The 16,950-nt window shown below is 40.8% G+C and carries 15 protein-coding genes; 8 read left to right on the top strand and 7 right to left on the bottom strand.

The genetic code is table 11. The features are described 5' to 3' along the window. Window positions 1-73 precede the first annotated feature (73 nt). Window positions 74-2,212 carry a S9 family peptidase gene (locus I4Q58_RS09410; RefSeq protein WP_203295624.1) on the bottom strand — a complete coding sequence of 713 codons (2,139 nt, stop codon included), beginning with the start codon at window positions 2,210-2,212 and terminating at the stop codon, window positions 74-76. A gap of 66 nt (window positions 2,213-2,278) precedes the next feature. On the opposite strand from I4Q58_RS09410, the gene I4Q58_RS09405 reads away from it, so the two are divergent. After that, on the top strand, window positions 2,279-2,593 hold the full coding sequence (locus I4Q58_RS09405; protein WP_203295623.1) for a YbaB/EbfC family nucleoid-associated protein: 315 nt from the start codon (window positions 2,279-2,281) through the stop codon (window positions 2,591-2,593). 54 nt (window positions 2,594-2,647) lie between these two features. On the opposite strand, the gene I4Q58_RS09400 is transcribed toward I4Q58_RS09405, so the two are convergent. Further along, on the bottom strand, window positions 2,648-3,106 hold the full coding sequence (locus I4Q58_RS09400) for a thioredoxin family protein (protein ID WP_203295622.1): 459 nt from the start codon (window positions 3,104-3,106) through the stop codon (window positions 2,648-2,650). A 213-nt stretch (window positions 3,107-3,319) separates the two neighbouring features. Between I4Q58_RS09400 and I4Q58_RS09395 the strand changes: the two genes are divergently transcribed. After that, window positions 3,320-3,640 carry a YegP family protein gene (locus I4Q58_RS09395; protein ID WP_203295621.1) on the top strand — a complete coding sequence of 107 codons (321 nt, stop codon included), beginning with the start codon at window positions 3,320-3,322 and terminating at the stop codon, window positions 3,638-3,640. Between the two features lie 58 nt (window positions 3,641-3,698). Here the strand turns inward: I4Q58_RS09395 and I4Q58_RS09390 are convergent, their stop codons facing one another. Beyond that, window positions 3,699-4,730, bottom strand: a complete 1,032-nt coding sequence (locus I4Q58_RS09390; protein ID WP_203295620.1) for a threonine aldolase family protein — start codon at window positions 4,728-4,730, stop codon at window positions 3,699-3,701. Window positions 4,731-4,735: 5 nt separating this feature from the next. Next, the gene (locus tag I4Q58_RS09385; RefSeq protein ID WP_203295619.1) at window positions 4,736-5,365 is read right to left on the bottom strand and encodes a hypothetical protein; all 630 of its coding nucleotides are present in this window, start codon (window positions 5,363-5,365) and stop codon (window positions 4,736-4,738) included. Between the two features lie 137 nt (window positions 5,366-5,502). Between I4Q58_RS09385 and prfB the strand changes: the two genes are divergently transcribed. After that, window positions 5,503-6,613 (top strand): peptide chain release factor 2 gene (gene prfB / locus I4Q58_RS09380; protein WP_203295618.1). Its coding sequence is split into 2 segments (ribosomal slippage): window positions 5,503-5,565 and window positions 5,567-6,613, totalling 1,110 coding nucleotides; the frame shifts between segments, so codons are not numbered across the junction. Here the strand turns inward: prfB and I4Q58_RS09375 are convergent. Beyond that, a complete protein-coding gene (locus I4Q58_RS09375; protein ID WP_203295617.1) occupies window positions 6,610-7,011 on the bottom strand; it encodes a DUF2784 domain-containing protein in 402 nt (133 codons plus the stop codon). The genes prfB and I4Q58_RS09375 overlap by 4 nt on opposite strands. Before the next feature lie 20 nt (window positions 7,012-7,031). Between I4Q58_RS09375 and I4Q58_RS09370 the strand changes: the two genes are divergently transcribed. The 3 genes from I4Q58_RS09370 to I4Q58_RS09360 all read left to right on the top strand — a co-directional run bounded on the left by I4Q58_RS09370 (window position 7,032) and on the right by I4Q58_RS09360 (window position 10,466). Continuing rightward, a complete protein-coding gene (locus I4Q58_RS09370) occupies window positions 7,032-7,514 on the top strand; it encodes a hypothetical protein (protein ID WP_203295616.1) in 483 nt (160 codons plus the stop codon). Window positions 7,515-7,526: 12 nt separating this feature from the next. Continuing rightward, on the top strand, window positions 7,527-7,868 hold the full coding sequence (gene arsC / locus I4Q58_RS09365) for an arsenate reductase (glutaredoxin) (RefSeq protein ID WP_203295615.1): 342 nt from the start codon (window positions 7,527-7,529) through the stop codon (window positions 7,866-7,868). An 84-nt stretch (window positions 7,869-7,952) separates the two neighbouring features. Further along, window positions 7,953-10,466 (top strand): outer membrane beta-barrel family protein, encoded by a 2,514-nt coding sequence (locus I4Q58_RS09360; RefSeq protein WP_203295614.1) that lies wholly within the window; start codon window positions 7,953-7,955, stop codon window positions 10,464-10,466. An 88-nt stretch (window positions 10,467-10,554) separates the two neighbouring features. On the opposite strand, the gene I4Q58_RS09355 is transcribed toward I4Q58_RS09360, so the two are convergent. Further along, window positions 10,555-10,734, bottom strand: a complete 180-nt coding sequence (locus I4Q58_RS09355) for a hypothetical protein (RefSeq protein ID WP_203295917.1) — start codon at window positions 10,732-10,734, stop codon at window positions 10,555-10,557. Between the two features lie 153 nt (window positions 10,735-10,887). On the opposite strand from I4Q58_RS09355, the gene fumC reads away from it, so the two are divergent. Both fumC and I4Q58_RS09345 read left to right on the top strand, forming a co-directional pair. Beyond that, window positions 10,888-12,279 carry a class II fumarate hydratase gene (gene fumC, locus I4Q58_RS09350; protein WP_203295613.1) on the top strand — a complete coding sequence of 464 codons (1,392 nt, stop codon included), beginning with the start codon at window positions 10,888-10,890 and terminating at the stop codon, window positions 12,277-12,279. Between the two features lie 146 nt (window positions 12,280-12,425). Next, the gene (locus I4Q58_RS09345) at window positions 12,426-13,673 is read left to right on the top strand and encodes a 7TM-DISM domain-containing protein (protein ID WP_203295612.1); all 1,248 of its coding nucleotides are present in this window, start codon (window positions 12,426-12,428) and stop codon (window positions 13,671-13,673) included. Between the two features lie 60 nt (window positions 13,674-13,733). On the opposite strand, the gene ccsA is transcribed toward I4Q58_RS09345, so the two are convergent. Beyond that, window positions 13,734-16,904: a cytochrome c biogenesis protein CcsA gene (gene ccsA / locus I4Q58_RS09340; RefSeq protein ID WP_203295611.1), complete on the bottom strand. Its 3,171-nt coding sequence runs from the start codon at window positions 16,902-16,904 to the stop codon at window positions 13,734-13,736. Window positions 16,905-16,950 lie beyond the last annotated feature (46 nt).

The following is a 16,950-nucleotide window of genomic DNA, read 5'->3' as shown; positions in this document are numbered from 1 at the left end:
GAGTGTCTTTTGAAAAGTTTGTCTGTTGACATACTTCTAAAATCCGAGACAAAGGTACACGAATTTTTTAAATTTACTTTTTTATGCCTTCCAAATCCAATATAAACGCATAATCCATAGCAACTTCCTTAAGCGCTTCGAATCTACCTGATGCGCCACCGTGACCGGCATCCATATTGGTATGTAACAATAAGATATTATTGTCCGTCTTCATATCCCGCAATTTTGCCACCCATTTTGCGGGTTCCCAATATTGAACTTGCGAATCGTGAAGTCCAGTAGTTACTAGCATATTCGGATATTCTTGCGCCTTCACATTGTCGTAAGGCGAATACGATTTAATGTACTCATAGAATTCGGGATTATTAGGGTTTCCCCATTCGTCATATTCACCTGTGGTGAGCGGAATACTGTCATCCAACATGGTTGTCACCACATCAACAAACGGAACAGCAGCAATAACACCATTGTATAGTTGTGGGGCCATATTTACGATAGCGCCCATCAACAATCCGCCTGCAGAGCCGCCAGAAGCGTAGAGGTGATTGGCAGAGGTATAGCCTTCTTCAATTAAATACTCCGAAGCACCAACAAAGTCAGTAAAAGTGTTTTTCTTATGAAGAAGTTTTCCATTTTCGTACCACTGTCGCCCAAGATACTCTCCTCCTCTTACATGTGCAATGGCGAAGATGAAGCCACGATCCAGTAGGCTTAATCTAACGGAAGAAAAATAGGGATCGATGGTTGAACCATAAGAGCCATAGCCATATAGCAACAATGGGTTCTTGCCATCTCGCTTTATTCCCTTTCGGTACACCAATGAAATCGGCACTTTCGTTCCGTCATCGGCCATCGCCCAAAGGCGTTTCGACTCGTAATTATCTTTGTTGAAGTTGCCGCCCAATACTTCAACTTCTTTCTTCACTTCTTTTTCCTTGGTTTCCATATTGAAATCGATAATGGAAGCCGGCGTTGTCATCGATGTATAGCTGTAGCGCAGAATATCAGTATCGAATTCCCTATTCTGTATCGTATAGGCGGTATAGGTTTCATTGTCGAAAGGCAGATAGTAATTCTCTTTTGACGTATCCCACGGCATAATCCGAATTTTGTTCAAGCCATTGTTCCGTTCACTGATAACGAGATACTCCTTGAAAATATCGATATCTTCAACCAACACATCGTCGCGGTGCTCGATTACAGGGGTCCAATTTTCTTTGGAAGTAGCATTTTCTGGTGTTTTCATCACCTGAAAGTTCGTCGCTCCATCCATATTGGTAAGAATATAGAAATGGTCATCATAGTGCGAAATTCCATATTCCAGTCCGCGCACCCTTGGTTGAAACACCCTAAATTCCTTATCGGGTGTATTGGCATCCAAGATTTGATATTCTGAAGTAAGCGTACTATTGCTGCCAATAATCAGGTACTTTTCACTTTTCGATTTATAGACGTAGGTATTGAAAGTTTCATCCTCTTCTGTATACACGATTTCATCCTCCCCTACATCGGTACCGCGCTTATGCTTAAAAATTTGATTGCTACGAAGGGTTTGCGGATCCTTTCTAGCATAGAATAATGTTTTGTTATCGTTCGCCCAGGTAGAGCTTCCGGTGGTTAGTGGAATTGCTTCCGAGGAAATTTCACCTGTCTTCAAGTCTTTAATATAGATCGTGTATTTTCTTCGGCTTAAGGTATCCACGCCGAAAGCAACATAGCGATTGTTTGGACTCACATTAATGCCACGTAGGCTATAGTAGGAATAGTCCTTCGCCATATCGTTCACATTGAAGAGAAGTTCTTCTTCAGCATCAAGTGAACCCTTTTTACGAGAATAAATCGGATAGTCGTTTCCTTGCTCGTAGCGCGTGATATAATAGTATCCATTGTAGAAATACGGCACCGATTCGTCGTCTTCCTTGATACGCGACTTCATCTCTTCGAACAGATCTTTTTTGAAATGTTCGGTATGCGACGTCATTTTTTCGTAATAATCGTTCTCGCGTTCTAGATAATCGATGACTTCCTCATTCTCCCGATCGTTCAACCAATAATAGTTATCGACACGAATGTTATCATGAATTTCCAATGTTTTGGCAATCTTTTCAGCCTTAGGCGGTACAATCTCCATAGAATTTTTTGACGTTTCTTTTTCCTTGCATGCTGCGGTCAGCAAAAGTGTGGCAAAAATAAGGGTTAGAAATGGTTTCATAGGTCGAATTGGTTAGGGATTTGACTGCAAAGTAGTAAATTTGCAGAAATAAAAATTCAGAAAATTATGTTTGGAGATATGATGGGCAAATTGAAAGAAGCCCAAGAAAAAGTGGAAGCGACCAAAAAGCGAATGAATACCGTGATGGTAGATGAAAAGAGTAACGATGGGTTGTTGAAAGTAACCTTAACAGCCAATCGCGAATTGAAGTCAATTGATATCGATGACAGCTTGTTGGAAGATAAAGAGCAATTGGAGGATTATCTAATAGTAACATTAAATAAGGCGATCGCAAAGGCGACTGAGATCAATGAAGCGGAAATCGCTGCGGTAGCGAAGGAAGGTATGCCGAACATTCCTGGATTGGATATGTTCAAATAGAAAGCTTAAAAAGTAAAAAGCCCGGCAACTCTTAGGCCGGGCTTTTTTATGCTGTTATTTTAAATATTGATCGATAAAATCGAAGTGGTTTTTGGTATCGCGCAGCGGACTATAGCCTGAAATACGGTCGAGCTCCTTCCCTTTCGAATCTAACATCAAAACCTTCGGAAAGGTTCGTTCCTTATTGTATTTAGCAATTATTGTCTTGTTGTAGTTCAATTGTTCGGTGGAGATTACATCCATTCTTCTTGGGTAATCGATCAAGACCAAAACCATATCATTTGCTCGTTGTTGAAAGGCTTCACTTTCGAAAAAATCCTCTTTCAACATTTTACAAGGCGCACACCAATCGCTGCCGGTAAAATATAGCAAAATAGGTTTCTCCTCTTCGGTTGAAATTTTCACAGCTTCCTCAACATTTGTAATCCATGATAAATTAGTATCTCGCTCATCTTGTTGAGAAAAACCTATCGTCGTAAACGCGACTAGCAGAATAAACACAAACTTTTTCATAATGCCCTAATTTACATTATCTAAAACATAATGTATGCCAAAAAAGATATAAAATAATTCTTCAGTGAAGTAAAATTGGAAATTCCCTAACAACCTATAATAACATGTTGAAAATCTTGTAGTTCTTCTTAATGTGAGACTTTAACAATTGCTTTTTTTTTCAGATATTTATACACTCAAAACCGAATCAAGTCTAATCCTTAATACTATATTATGTTTGAATTGAAAAAAAGTGGAGACAAATTCCACTTCGTCTTAAAGGCAAGTAATGGCCAAGTAATCCTCACTAGCCAAATGTATTCCTCGAAGTCTGGGGCCATGAACGGAATTGAATCTGTACAAAAAAACTGTGGCGATAGTAACCATTTTGAGCGTAAAACCGCGAAGAATGGAAAGTTTCACTTCAACCTAAAATCGTCTAACGGACAGATTGTAGGCAGCAGTCAAATGTATTCTTCCGAAAGCGGAATGAACAACGGTATTGAGTCGGTAGCAAAAAATGCTCCCGGAGCAGAAGTAAAGGAACTGGAATAGTATATTATTTCTCCTCTACCCCAATTAAATGACTCCTGAATTTTATTCAGGAGTTTTTTTATTCAAAATTTTCAAGCAATTCCAATACACGTGCATGCATGTCGCCCGTGTAATCATAATGTGTCACCATTCGCAACTTTCCCTGTCCCATAGCGCTCATGCGTACACCTCTTTCTTCAAAAAACTGCAGGAATTCATTCTCTCGATGGGATTGTTGAAGATAAAAGATGACAATATTGGTCTCCGTTGGCTCTACCTTCAAAACATAGGATTGTTCTTCTAGCTTTTTAGCCAACTCAGTAGCGCGATGGTGGTCTTCCCCCATTCTATTAACATGATTTTTCAATCCAAAAAGTCCAGCGGCGGCCATAAAGCCAACCTGGCGCATTCCGCCACCCAACACTTTTCGCACCCGCATAGCATTTTGCATCAATTCCTTTTTTCCTATCAAAACCGTTCCCATGGGAGCTCCCAGTCCCTTGCTTAAACATACGGTTAGCGTGTCAAAGATTTTTCCGTACGCATTCGGATCTTCTTTTTTTGCTGCAATAGCATTCATAAGTCTAGCGCCATCCAAGTGAAGGCCCAACCCGTTTTCATCGCATACCTTACGGATTCGCTTTATTTCTTCAAAATCGTAGCAGGCGCCACCGCCTTTATTTGTCGTGTTTTCCAAACAGACCAAAGTTGTTAATGGACTATGATAAAAATCGGGTGGGTTGATATTTTCCTGTACCTGTTCGGCAGTAATCATTCCTCTATTGCCGTCGACTAGCTTACAGGAAACACCGCTGTTAAAGGAAACGCCGCCACCTTCATAATTATACACATGCGCCCATTTATCGCAGATTAATTGCTCGGCCGGTTGCGTATGAAGTTTTATCGCTGCCTGGTTTGCCATACTTCCGGTTGGGAAATACAGGGCTTCATCCATATCAAATAGTTCGGCAGCATAGTGTTCCAGTTTGTTTACGGTCGGATCCTCTTTATAGACATCGTCGCCTACCTCGGCTTCCATCATGGCAGTAAGCATTTCTGGCGTAGGTTTGGTTACGGTATCGCTACGAAGATCGATTATGGGGTATTTCATATAGTTTAAAGTCTTATAAAGTCGTTTTGTATTTCTTCAATGAATTCATCTAACATATTCTCAAGCTGAACGATTGATAGGCCTTGGTTATGCTCGTAATTCATATTTGGATTGTCTTCCATCGAACTGATGTCATACAGCATAAATTGACGCTCAAAACTACTGTTTTCTTTTATGAATTTATAGTTGCGGCGACACGGATACGTCTCTGTGCTAGATGTAGGTCCAGTATCGGGCCGCTGCTTTTTATATGGTAAAATAGTTTCATTCTTTAAATTCGTCATGTTCATGCTAACCGTTTCAAATATTTCATTGTCCTCCAAGGGTATTTTCTGAAAACGTCCGCACTTATCGATACGTTGCAGGTACTGTTCATTTCCCTTTTGCCAAAACACATAATAAGAATGATAGGTAGGTGAAACGATACAGTTTTGGTTATTCCGAACCTTGAAAATTTCCGTTTTTCCCAAACAGAATTGATCTACATAAAAAATAAGGTTCGCTCCTTCTGCTTTCAGTTGTTGGGTGAAGGTTTCAACAGTTGCCTTCAACTCCGTGTTTCCTTCTTGCGCGACGGAGGGTTGAAAAATTCCTAACAATAAGCAGAAAAAAAGAATTTTTGATAGTGTTTTCATACAATGGGTTTTAAATAAGGGTTCTCTTTCAGAAAAGGAACCACTTCTAAAAATAGCGCTATTTTCCTTTTTAGCTGAAAAACTTAATTCTATTTTTGTTCTTCAACAGAAAAAATCCTGCAACTGCAGCAATTAATATGGTTACAACCGATCAGCTTACCGATCTTAGAAATCGCCTGGATGCGTTAAGGGGGTATCTTTGACATTGCCAAGAAACGCATAGAGATACAGAACGAAGAGGAAAAAACCTACGACCCAAACTTTTGGGACAATCCACAGGAGGCGGAAGCCTTTATGAAACAACTTCGGAACAAGAAGAAGTGGGTCGAGGAATACGAAAATGCCATCACCTTAACCGACGATGCCGAGGTAATCTACGAATTTTTCAAGGAAGGTGAAGGAGAGGCCGAAAACGTCGAAAACCGCTATCAGAAAGCCTTGGAAGCTATCGAGGCTTTAGAGTTTCGCAATATGCTAAGTGAAGAGGGCGACGATTTAAGTGCCGTACTTCAAATAACCGCTGGTGCGGGCGGTACCGAAAGCTGCGACTGGGCCCAAATGCTCATGCGGATGTATTTGATGTGGGCGCAAAGCAACGGTTTTAAGGTGAAGGAGTTGAACTATCAGGAAGGCGACGTAGCTGGTGTAAAAACGGTGACGCTTGAAATTGATGGGGAATTTGCCTTTGGTTGGCTAAAAGGTGAAAACGGGGTGCATCGTTTGGTACGTATCTCCCCTTTTGATAGCAATGCAAAGCGACATACCAGTTTTGTGAGTGTATACGTCTATCCATTGGCCGATGAAACTATTGAAATCGATATCAATCCAGCCGATATTTCCTGGGATTTTGCAAGAAGTAGCGGTGCGGGTGGGCAAAATGTGAATAAGGTTGAAACCAAAGCCATCCTTACCCACAAACCTAGCGGTATCGTAATTCATAATTCTGAAACCCGTAGTCAGTTGGAGAACCGCGAAAAGGCCATGCAGATGTTGAAGTCGCAATTATATGAAATCGAACTTCGGAAGCAGCAGGCACAACGAGCGGAGATTGAAGATAGCAAAATGGCCATTGAATGGGGCTCGCAGATCCGAAATTATGTGCTTCACCCGTACAAGCTCGTAAAAGATGTTCGTACGGGTCATGAAACCGGAAATACCGATGCGGTGCTCGATGGTGACATCGATGAGTTTTTGAAGGCGTATTTGATGATGATGGGGCAAAAAGATGAGAAAGCAGATGAACTTTAAGCTTTTTTACGCCGACGCCAATCTTTTATATTCAACATGATTGAGATAATCAAAGCTGCGACATAGGTCCAAAGCGTTAGATGATCGACCACCACTGCGGATATATCCATACCGAGAATACGATTCAATAAATAGCCGATATAGGAAGGTGTGTTAGGCTCCTTTCCCATTTCCCGAAGGACATTCCAGTGCCAATCGGTGCAGGGACAATATCCGAAACCGTACCAGATGCCCAAAATTCCCCAGGATGCACCGGTTAGTAACAATAGGTAAAGGTTCCAACGGCGTGTCCGCTTCCATATCCATCCGAATATATTGAATAGCACAATTGCGCTGTGGAAAATCAGAAATACTATATCTATGAAGGAATACACTTCATAAAGATACAGTTTCAACAAAACTCATACATTTGTGCGATATGAAGCCAGCTTCCATTGCCCAAATTCGAAAAGACCTTACACATCGTTCTCCTGCAGAATTGGAAGCGTTAGTGCTTCGCATGGCGAAATTCAAAAAAGAAAACAAAGAGCTTCTGAGTTATCTCCTGTTCGACTCCGATTACGAACCAGGTTATATTGATTCGGTGAAGCGGCATTTAGATGAAGGTTTTGAAACGGTCAATACAACCAACTATTATTATGCGAAGAAAACGATTCGAAAATTGCTTCGACAGACAAAAAAATACATCCGGTATTCGCAACGTCCTGAAACAGAGGTAGAATTATTGTTGTATTTCTGTCGAAAACTACAGACCTTTAAACCATCTATATTTAAGAATAAGACACTAACAAACCTATACAATCGACAGCTAGCTTTGATTTCCAAACGGATTGAAAAGCTTCATGAAGATTTACAGCACGATTATTCCCTAGAATTGGAACAGTTACAAAAATCTAATTAAGAAGTATCGTCTATGATTACCTATTACCACAACCCTAGATGTCGAAAATCAAGGGAAGCCTTAAAGCTCCTCGAAGATAAAGATGAGGATGTAACGATTATTAAGTACTTACAAGTTCCTCCTACACCTCAAAAGTTGACGGAATTGATTGCTTTATTGGGAATTGCTCCTATTGAGTTGGTTCGAAAAAACGAATCGATTTGGAAAGATAAATTCAAAGGGAAAGACCTCACCGATGCAGAAGTCATAAACGCTATGGTGGAATACCCTAAGTTAATCGAGCGTCCCATTGCAATAAAGGGGCAGAAAGCGGTGGTAGGTCGCCCACCAGAGCGTGTTTTAGAGATTTTGTAAGGTCTTAATTTATTTTAACACAAGTTTAATAGTATAGGACTAAACCCTCGGGTATTTTAGCAGTCAAAATTGCTAAAAGACCCTATGAAATATATTCATACCCTTGCCCTATTTCTATTTCCACTAATTTTATTTGCGCAAAGCCCAGAATTAAAAACAATTACGGTAACCGGTAAGGTTATTGAAAAAGGTACCAATGTTCCATTGGAATATGCTACGGTTTCCTTTATCAAACCAGGCGGTGAAGTAGCCACTGGCGGAATTACCAATGCCGATGGTGTTTATAGCATCGATGTGGAAGCCGGGATCTACACGGTTAAATATGAATTCATTTCCTACCGACCTGTTACCAAACCAAGTCAGCAGTTGATGAACAATACCACCTTGCCTACGGTGGCGTTGGAATTGGATAGCGCTAGTTTAGATGAAGTGGTTATTCGTGCTGAGACGACTGAAGTTCAGGTTAGATTAGATAAAAAAATATACACGATTGGTAAAGATTTGACTACCAGTGGTGCCACCGTCAGCGATGCGCTTAACAATGTACCATCCGTAACAGTTGATGTGGAGGGAGCTATTAGTCTTCGCGGAAACGAAAATGTTCGAATTCTTATCAATGGTAAACCTTCAGCAATCGCTGGTTTTGGTTCAACCGATGCACTTCGTCAGTTACCCGCCGAATCGATAGAGCGAGTAGAGGTAATTACTTCACCTTCTGCACGATATGACGCTGAGGGTACGGCAGGAATTCTAAATATTATTTTACGTAAAGAAAAAACATTGGGATTGAACGGTTCCATACAAGCTAATTATGGAATCCCACTACAAAGTGGAATAACAGGAAACATCAACCTTCGAACGGATAAATTCAACATTTTTAATACTACGGGTGTCCGTTATCGAAATTCGCCCGGTAATGCTTTTTTCGATAACCAATATTTTCCCAGGACAGTTATTGATCCAGACACAGGTGAAGAGACAATCGTAGATCCACAGTTTGATAGAACTATTGAAGATCGCGAATATGAACGCCAAGATCAAGGTTTCAATACGAATTTGGGAATGGAGTACTTTCTTACAGAAAACTCTTCCATTACAGGTAGTGTCTTTTTAAGATTAGGTGATGATGAGGATGTAACTACCAACAGAGCTCGTAAATTCACTGATGGTACTTTAGCAGAGGAAACGATTCGAGAAGAATTGGAGACCGAAAAAGATGAAAGCTATCAGGTGTCATTGAATTATGTAAATAACTTTAGCGATGATGGACATAAGCTTACTGCCGACTTTCAATATGAAAATGATGAAGAGGAGCAGCGTGCCTTTATTACAGAAAGACGAATCGCACCCAATGATTTTGATTTTCCTTCCGAAGATATCCTTACAATAGAAACTCAAAAGGAATGGTTGTTCCAAGCCGATTATGTTCTGCCCATAGGCGAAAACGCTCAGTTTGAAGCAGGGTATCGCGGGAATTTGGAAAATGAGATTACCGATTATACGCTAAACCAAGAGAACGCTGAAGGTGTGTTTGTTAGAAATGACACCTTATCGAATATTTTTGATTACACTGAAAACGTTCATGCTCTTTACGCGCAATACGGAAATAAATTTGGCAAATTTTCCTTCCTCTTGGGATTGCGAATGGAAAACACCCAATTAAAAGGTGAAATAGATTCAGAATTAGATGAAGAAATTTTTGCGGAAACATTGGGAGTTGATATCGATACCAATTTCGATAAAAACTACTTAGGTCTTTTCCCAACGGTGAACTTAATATACGAAATTGCCGAGCGCGAAAATATCACATTAGGATATAACCGAAGAATCAACAGACCCCGTGGTTGGTTTATCAATCCCTTCCCCTCTCGTTCTAGTGTAACAAATGTATTTCAGGGGAATCCAGATTTAGATCCGGCCTATGCTAGCGCTTTCGATTTAGGGTATGTGAAACGATGGAAAAAGCTTACGCTAAGTGGTTCTGTTTATTATCAATATGAAACCGATTCGTTTGAGCGTATTCAAGAACAAACAGGACAGGTTATTAATGGTGTGAATGTTTTACGGACCATTCCGATTAACCTTTCAACAAACGAGCGAATGGGCTTTGAAATGAGCGCTCTTTACAATCCGACCGATTGGCTTCGTTTGAATGGTAGCTTTAACTACTTCAACTTTAAAAGCGATGGTAGCTTTAATGGCGTGGAATACGGAACGGAAAATAGTAGCTGGTTTGCTAGAGGAAGTACAAAAGTAACCCTTCCTTGGAAAATCGATTGGCAAACCAACGCCTTCTATAGAGGACCTAGAAATAATGCCCAAACTGAAACAGAGGGTATCCTTTCTATCGATGTGGCATTGAGTAAGGATTTTATGGATGATAACGCGACCATAGGATTCAATGTGAGTGACCTATTAAATTCCAGAAAGCGTAGATCCTTCACGCAAACCGATACATTTACTAGCGATAGTGAGTTTCAGTGGAGACAGCGACAGTTTACCCTATCGTTTACCTACCGCTTCAACCAACAGAAAGAAAGAAATCGTGGTCGGGGAAATGGTGGTGACTTCGACGATGATGGAGGATTTGAAGGATAATTTTAAATCTCATTCAATAAGAAATAAGAAAATAAAAAAGGAAGCCAAATCGGCTTCCTTTCTTGTTAATCAGTAACTATATTGAAAACTAATTGCTTTCCTCTAATTCGTTTTTACGAGCTTCTTTCTTCATCTTCCAGTTCTCGTATAAAGCGCCTCCAATCCAATATGGAATGATGGACACAAGAAAGATCATAAGCCAAAATCCGATAGTCAAAATGGTTAGGAAGGCTAAAAATCCAAGATATTGGTCAAATTCGAACATCATAATGAAGGGTCTTTAAATTTTGCTTCAAAGATAGTATGATTTTCCTATATAGCCCAAAAAAATCCATTGCAAAATGAAAATGCGATTTTCGACGAGCAATCTTGAACAAAACCAGTGTTTTGGGTACTTTTGTATAAACTTCAATGCTATAAAATGGAATATAGAATAGAAAAAGACACCATGGGCGAGGTAAAAGTACCTGCCGATAAATTATGGGGTGCCCAGACAGAGCGCTCTCGAAATAACTTCAAAATAGGTCCTTCCGCCTCTATGCCATTAGAAATTGTATATGGATTTGCCTATTTAAAAAAAGCAGCAGCTTTCACCAACTGTGAATTGGGAGTGCTTTCAGAAGAAAAAAGAGATCTCATCGCTACCGTATGTGATGAAATCCTTGCCGGAAAGCATGATAACCAGTTTCCTTTGGTTATATGGCAGACCGGAAGTGGTACCCAAAGCAATATGAACGTAAATGAGGTAATCGCAAACCGGGCCCACCAATTGGCAGGTCATACGATTGGTGAAGGCGAAAAAACGCTTCAGCCAAACGACGACGTTAATAAGAGTCAGTCGTCCAACGACACCTTTCCTACCGGCATGCATATTGCCATCTATAAAAAGATTATCGAGAATACGCTGCCAGGTATTTCCCAGCTTCACAAAACATTAAAGAAAAAATCGGAAGAATTTAAGGAGGTAGTGAAGATTGGCCGTACTCATTTAATGGATGCAACGCCCTTGACGCTTGGTCAGGAGTTTAGCGGATATGCCTCTCAGTTGGAGCACGGACTTACAGCCTTACAAAACACACTTCCCCACCTTTCGGAATTGGCATTGGGTGGAACTGCAGTGGGAACCGGAATTAATACACCAAAAGGGTACGATCAAAAGGTTGCATCGTATATAGCCGATTTCACCGACCTTCCGTTTATCAGCGCCGAAAATAAGTTTGAAGCATTAGCAGCACACGATGCTTTGGTTGAAACCCACGGAGCTTTAAAGCAATTGGCGGTTTCTCTTAATAAAATCGCTCATGATATTCGCATGTTGGCTAGCGGCCCGAGAAGTGGCATTGGTGAAATTACGATTCCTGCTAATGAACCAGGTTCTTCTATTATGCCCGGAAAGGTAAACCCAACCCAATGCGAAGCACTTACCATGGTATGTGCACAGGTTATTGGAAATGATGTTACGTTGAGTGTAGGTGGTATGCAAGGTCACTTCGAATTGAATGTCTTTAAGCCAGTTATGGCAGCAAATGTGATACAATCGGCAGAATTACTAGGCGATGCCTGTGTATCTTTTGACGAACACTGTGCACAAGGAATTGAACCTAACCATGATGTAATTGAGCGGCAATTAAAAAATTCCTTGATGTTGGTGACAGCCCTAAATACCAAAATTGGATACTATAAGGCTGCCGAAATAGCCAATACTGCTCATAAAAATGGAACCACTTTAAAGGAAGAGGCCGTAAATCTAGGCTATCTTACTGAAGAAGAGTTCGATAAGTGGGTTCGACCAGAGGATATGGTAGGACACTAATATCATTTTTTTGTTAGATTCTGAAAATGCCGTTACGCTTGTAGCGGCTATTTTTATGTTAATTTTATCGATAAAGTGCAAAAAATATAGTTTAAATGTAATTTTGTTGTATATTAGTCGCCCCAAATTGATGTAAACCTACTTATATGAAAGTACAATTTACCCCCCTATCATTGTATTTTTTTGTGGTTGTATTGAGTCTTAGCACCATGGTTTCGGCCTTTGGTAAGACCGATTTAAATACAAGTCTCAAAACTTCAAACAATCCATTGCCAAATTACTTAACAGAAGCTGTAAACGATAATGAGCAGCGCAACGATATAGATAATCGTGTTGTTACTACGGAGGTGGATTATTCAACTTTTAAAAAGGATTTAGCAATTCATTCTGCCGCAGCCTATACACCTGCTATGGTTAGTTCCTCCACCGTATTTATGGATGCCACTGGAATATTCGGAATTGGAATGTTTTATGGAGTACTAAGCATGGTACTTTTACTAAACGCTATTTGTTACTTTATTTTCAACTCGAAACCGTTTCTATATTTTGCAGGTGCTATCTTAATGATGGGAGCAGCACTCTTTGTTACCGACGGTTTAAGTATCGGCTTAAATACATCGATTGCTACTCAAACTCTATTTGCCGAAACCACCCTGATGATGGTATTTCTAGCGGCTTGGTCAGCTTTTTCACATAATTACTTAAAAATAGACCAGGCCTTTCCTAAAATGAATTGGGCCGTTATCGCTTTGCTTTCAGTAGCTGCAGTAATGTCTACCATTGCGTGGGGCGTTTCCAATGAATGGATGGCGCGTGTAGGAATGGTCGTTGGGTTTATGATACCCCTCGCCTATCTTGCTACGGGTATTGCGCTCTTTAGTAAAAAGAATTACGCCAAGTTTTATGTAATCAGTAGTGCCATCCCTACGCTATTTGCCATCGACTTTTTTGTCCTTCAACCGCTTGGAGCAGGATTGTTATTTACTGAAATGTTTCATGTGAAGATGGCCGCTATTATTGAAATGCTATTATTAACCTACGCCATTACGTATCGCATGCAAGAATTAAAGGAAGAGTCCGAATTGCGACAAGTAGAAATGCGAATTTACCTTAAACGCCAACAAATGATGAACAGAGAAAATATTTCTAAAATGATGGAAGATGTATACTTGGAAAACCTAATCATGAAGCATGACTTAGATGGCTTCGAAATTAAGTTGTTACAGTACATTTCCGAAGGAAAGGAAAATGCTAAAATAGCCCGTAAGCTGAAGGTTGCCGAAGACGAGCTTGAAGAACGTACCCAAGAATTATATCATAAGCTTGAAATCGGTGAGCAGATCAAGGAAGACCATCGAATGGTCGAATCGCAACCCGATTATATCTATAATTAACGTTTGGCCAATTGTAATTTTTCTCAAATTAACCAACTGGAAAAGGATAAGTCGAAAGGCTTATCCTTTTTTCTTGTAGTATTTTTTGAATGGGAAGTAGGAAACGATACTCAACAATATCACAAAACCTACAATAAACCATACAAAATTTGGCGTAACGGGTACGTCGCCACTGGCATACGAGTGAAGCCCTGTTAAATAGAAGTTCACTCCGAAATACGTCATCATAATCGATGCATAGGCAAAAACCGCTAACACATTAAAGGTCCATCGGCTACGAAGTCCGGGCACCAACCTAGCGTGAATTACGAAAGCATAGATCATAATACTAATCAAAGCCCAGGTTTCCTTGGGGTCCCACCCCCAATAGCGACCCCAACTTTCATTGGCCCATTGGCCGCCCAAGAAGTTCCCTATCGTTAGCAGTACCAAACCTACGGTTAAGGCCATTTCGGTAATGACAGTAAGTTCTTGAACGTTTAGCTTCATCCGTTTTACGTTCGATTTATTTGTAAGTAGCATTAACAATAAGGCTACCATACCCAAAATCATTCCCAAGGTGAAGGGTCCGTAACTCATTACGATTACCGCAACGTGTATCATTAACCAATAGCTATCCAGTACCGGCTGCAAGTTCGCAATGGCAGGATCCAACCAGTTTAGGTGCGCCACCCAAAGGACGATGGAAGCCATAAAGGCGGTAGCGGCCACCGTTAGATCGCTTTTTCTTCCGAATGCCAACCCAAAGAAGGTTGTCGCCCAAGCCACATAGATGATACTTTCATACGCATCACTCCACGGCGCATGACCGCTGATATACCAACGTAACGCTAATCCTAGCGTCATAAGGATAAAAAATATCCAAATAATGTATTTGCAGACTTTGATTAGCGTATGAAGCGTTTTCCGCTCTTTGAAAATTTGGGCGATGATAAAGATGAACATCACTATCCCAAGCAAGGCGAAGTATTTGTAAAGACGATTGAAGATATCGGCTTTGTTGTAAATGGTTTCCGCTTTCAGCTTTGCTTCTGAAGGCATGACGTCACTACCATATTTCGATTGAAACTTGGTGATACCATCCAAAATTTCATTCGCCTGGCTATAATCGCCCGTTTCCCTCGCCTGCTTCAAACTGTTGAAGTATACCGGCAAAATAGATCGCGTGATAACGGAGTCCGTTCCCTTAAACTGTGCTTCTCCCAACTCGGCATAGGATACCCATTTGTTATTTTCACTGTCGGGAAGCGGAAAGATTTTTAATATAGTTCCGCTTAACGCCTGATTCAACAAAAAGAAATTTTCGTGTGCTTTTATGAAATCCTTCTCAAACTGATTGGGATTGGTAGTATTGGTTGCCTTTTCTAGATACGGCTGTAATTTGTAGTTCCCTTGTTCATCGAACAAGTCCATTAACGCCATATGTTCAGCATCTTCAGATACCCCTGCAATATGACGAATACTATCATTGCCACGCTTTAAGGCAATGATGGGAACTTCCACCCACAAGCGCGGAAATTCGGTCATGCTCAAAAACACCTGGTTGGCATCCATGCCTTCGTAATGGTCGTCGCGACTTATTTTACGAAGTAACTGACTGGCAAAGGTATTTACCGGCTTCATGCGACCTTCATCCTGAATGATCAACTGACCAAACTTGGCAGCGTGTTCTTCATTTACGGCATTTGCCAGCAAAATACTATCCAACTGTGCTTTACTCGCTTCCTGATGATTGTGAGGATCCGTTTGTGCAGACATTCCAAGTGACAGCAATAGAACTAAAGAGGTAGCGAGCGCAGTTTTCTTCTTTTTCACCTTACTCAGCATTCGCTTTAAATCGGCAAAACGCGTATTCTTATCAAATAAAATCGCCATCAAACCTATGTACAGCAAAAAATAACCAATATAGGTAATCCAAGTCCCCCACCAATCGTGATTTACCGCTAGAATCGTTCCGCCCTCATCGGGATCGAAGCCAGATTGAAAAAAGCGATAGCCCTTATGGTCCAACACATGGTTCATAAAGATTTCATAATCGAAGAAGTCACTTTCCGAATCGTTAACCGTCACTTTACTTTTAAAAGCAGAATAGGCTTTTTCGGTACCAGGGTATTTATCGGCGATAAAGTCGTTCAGGGTAATACTGAAGGGTAATTCATATTCCTTACTGCCATACGTCATGTACACATCCAATCCGTTTACTTCAATCTTGGTCGGATCTGGAGCAGAGCCCTTCCCTCCTAGCAATTCGACGGTTTTGGTATCCTCTCCAGAGGCTACTTCAACAATAAGTGCGTCCTTATTACTTTTAGGTTCATCCTTTGCCGTTTGCACAATTCCCTTCCGACCGCGCGTAATCGGATCCGGAATTACAAAGGCCATTCCCGCCATACGATATAACGAACGAAGCATCAGTGGCTGAACGCTATCCTTCATCACTTCACCCTGCATCTGATCGGCCATTCGCATAAAACTTCCCTCAAACGGACTCGCGATGCTATAGCTTCCATCTTCATTATAGGTGATATTAATGGCACCTTCGGTTGGATTGTTTACAGCGAAAAGAATGTTGTGAATGCTGGTCACTTCCCCCACTTGAAGCCAATGATCGTGACGGTTTCCATCGCCTGCCTCTACAATTTTTAAGTATTGATCGCCATCCGGGGTTTCAATCAGGCCTTCTTTAGCATTCTTCACGAATTCCTTAAAGCGAATGGTAACCGGCTGATTGTTATAATCGGTTTCTATAGTGAAGTCATTATCCAAGCGCTCTGAAAGTCGCAATTTCTTAGGCGTAACTTTTCGGCGTTGTGGTACACCGTCAATCTCATAATCCCCATCGATGAAGGTATTCAGATACGTATGCTCTGAAAGCATGGTGTTTTCGGTAGCGCCTTCCCGAATATGCATCACGCCTTCATAGCCGATGTAGCGCGTCACAAAGGCTCCGATGATAATAAGGATAAAGGAAGCGTGAAGTAGAAACGTTGCCCATTTTTCTCGCTTCAGGAGATTGTACCGCTTAATATTTCCGATGAAGTTAATGACAAACAAGCCCATAATCGCTTCGAACCACCAAGCATTATAGATAAGCTCACGGCTATAAGGTGTTGGCGACGTTTCCGAAGAAGCATCTAAAAAAGTTCCAACGGCCATGGCAATGGCAAAAACGATAAAAAGAACGGCGGTAAGTCGAGTGGAGAAGAGAATCGAGGCGAGTTTCTTTTGCATTGCAAAATTTTTGTGCAAAAATAACGAAAATTGAGGTTTTAAAATA

Source organism: Luteirhabdus pelagi, assembly GCF_016827595.1.
Classification (GTDB): Bacteria; Bacteroidota; Bacteroidia; order Flavobacteriales; family Flavobacteriaceae; genus Luteirhabdus; species Luteirhabdus pelagi.
This window is presented reverse-complemented; position numbering and strand designations above follow the sequence as displayed.

Bases quoted from the DNA above. Each gene is read 5' to 3' on its own strand.
- I4Q58_RS09410 (WP_203295624.1), bottom strand. From the start codon at position 2,212: ATGAAACCATTTCTAACCCTTATTTTTGCCACACTTTTGCTGACCGCA.
- I4Q58_RS09405 (WP_203295623.1), top strand. From the start codon at position 2,279: ATGTTTGGAGATATGATGGGCAAATTGAAAGAAGCCCAAGAAAAAGTG.
- I4Q58_RS09400 (WP_203295622.1), bottom strand. From the start codon at position 3,106: ATGAAAAAGTTTGTGTTTATTCTGCTAGTCGCGTTTACGACGATAGGT.
- I4Q58_RS09395 (WP_203295621.1), top strand. From the start codon at position 3,320: ATGTTTGAATTGAAAAAAAGTGGAGACAAATTCCACTTCGTCTTAAAG.
- I4Q58_RS09390 (WP_203295620.1), bottom strand. From the start codon at position 4,730: ATGAAATACCCCATAATCGATCTTCGTAGCGATACCGTAACCAAACCT.
- I4Q58_RS09385 (WP_203295619.1), bottom strand. From the start codon at position 5,365: ATGAAAACACTATCAAAAATTCTTTTTTTCTGCTTATTGTTAGGAATT.
- I4Q58_RS09370 (WP_203295616.1), top strand. From the start codon at position 7,032: ATGAAGCCAGCTTCCATTGCCCAAATTCGAAAAGACCTTACACATCGT.
- arsC (WP_203295615.1), top strand. From the start codon at position 7,527: ATGATTACCTATTACCACAACCCTAGATGTCGAAAATCAAGGGAAGCC.
- I4Q58_RS09360 (WP_203295614.1), top strand. From the start codon at position 7,953: ATGAAATATATTCATACCCTTGCCCTATTTCTATTTCCACTAATTTTA.
- I4Q58_RS09355 (WP_203295917.1), bottom strand. From the start codon at position 10,734: ATGATGTTCGAATTTGACCAATATCTTGGATTTTTAGCCTTCCTAACC.
- fumC (WP_203295613.1), top strand. From the start codon at position 10,888: ATGGAATATAGAATAGAAAAAGACACCATGGGCGAGGTAAAAGTACCT.
- I4Q58_RS09345 (WP_203295612.1), top strand. From the start codon at position 12,426: ATGAAAGTACAATTTACCCCCCTATCATTGTATTTTTTTGTGGTTGTA.
- ccsA (WP_203295611.1), bottom strand. From the start codon at position 16,904: ATGCAAAAGAAACTCGCCTCGATTCTCTTCTCCACTCGACTTACCGCC.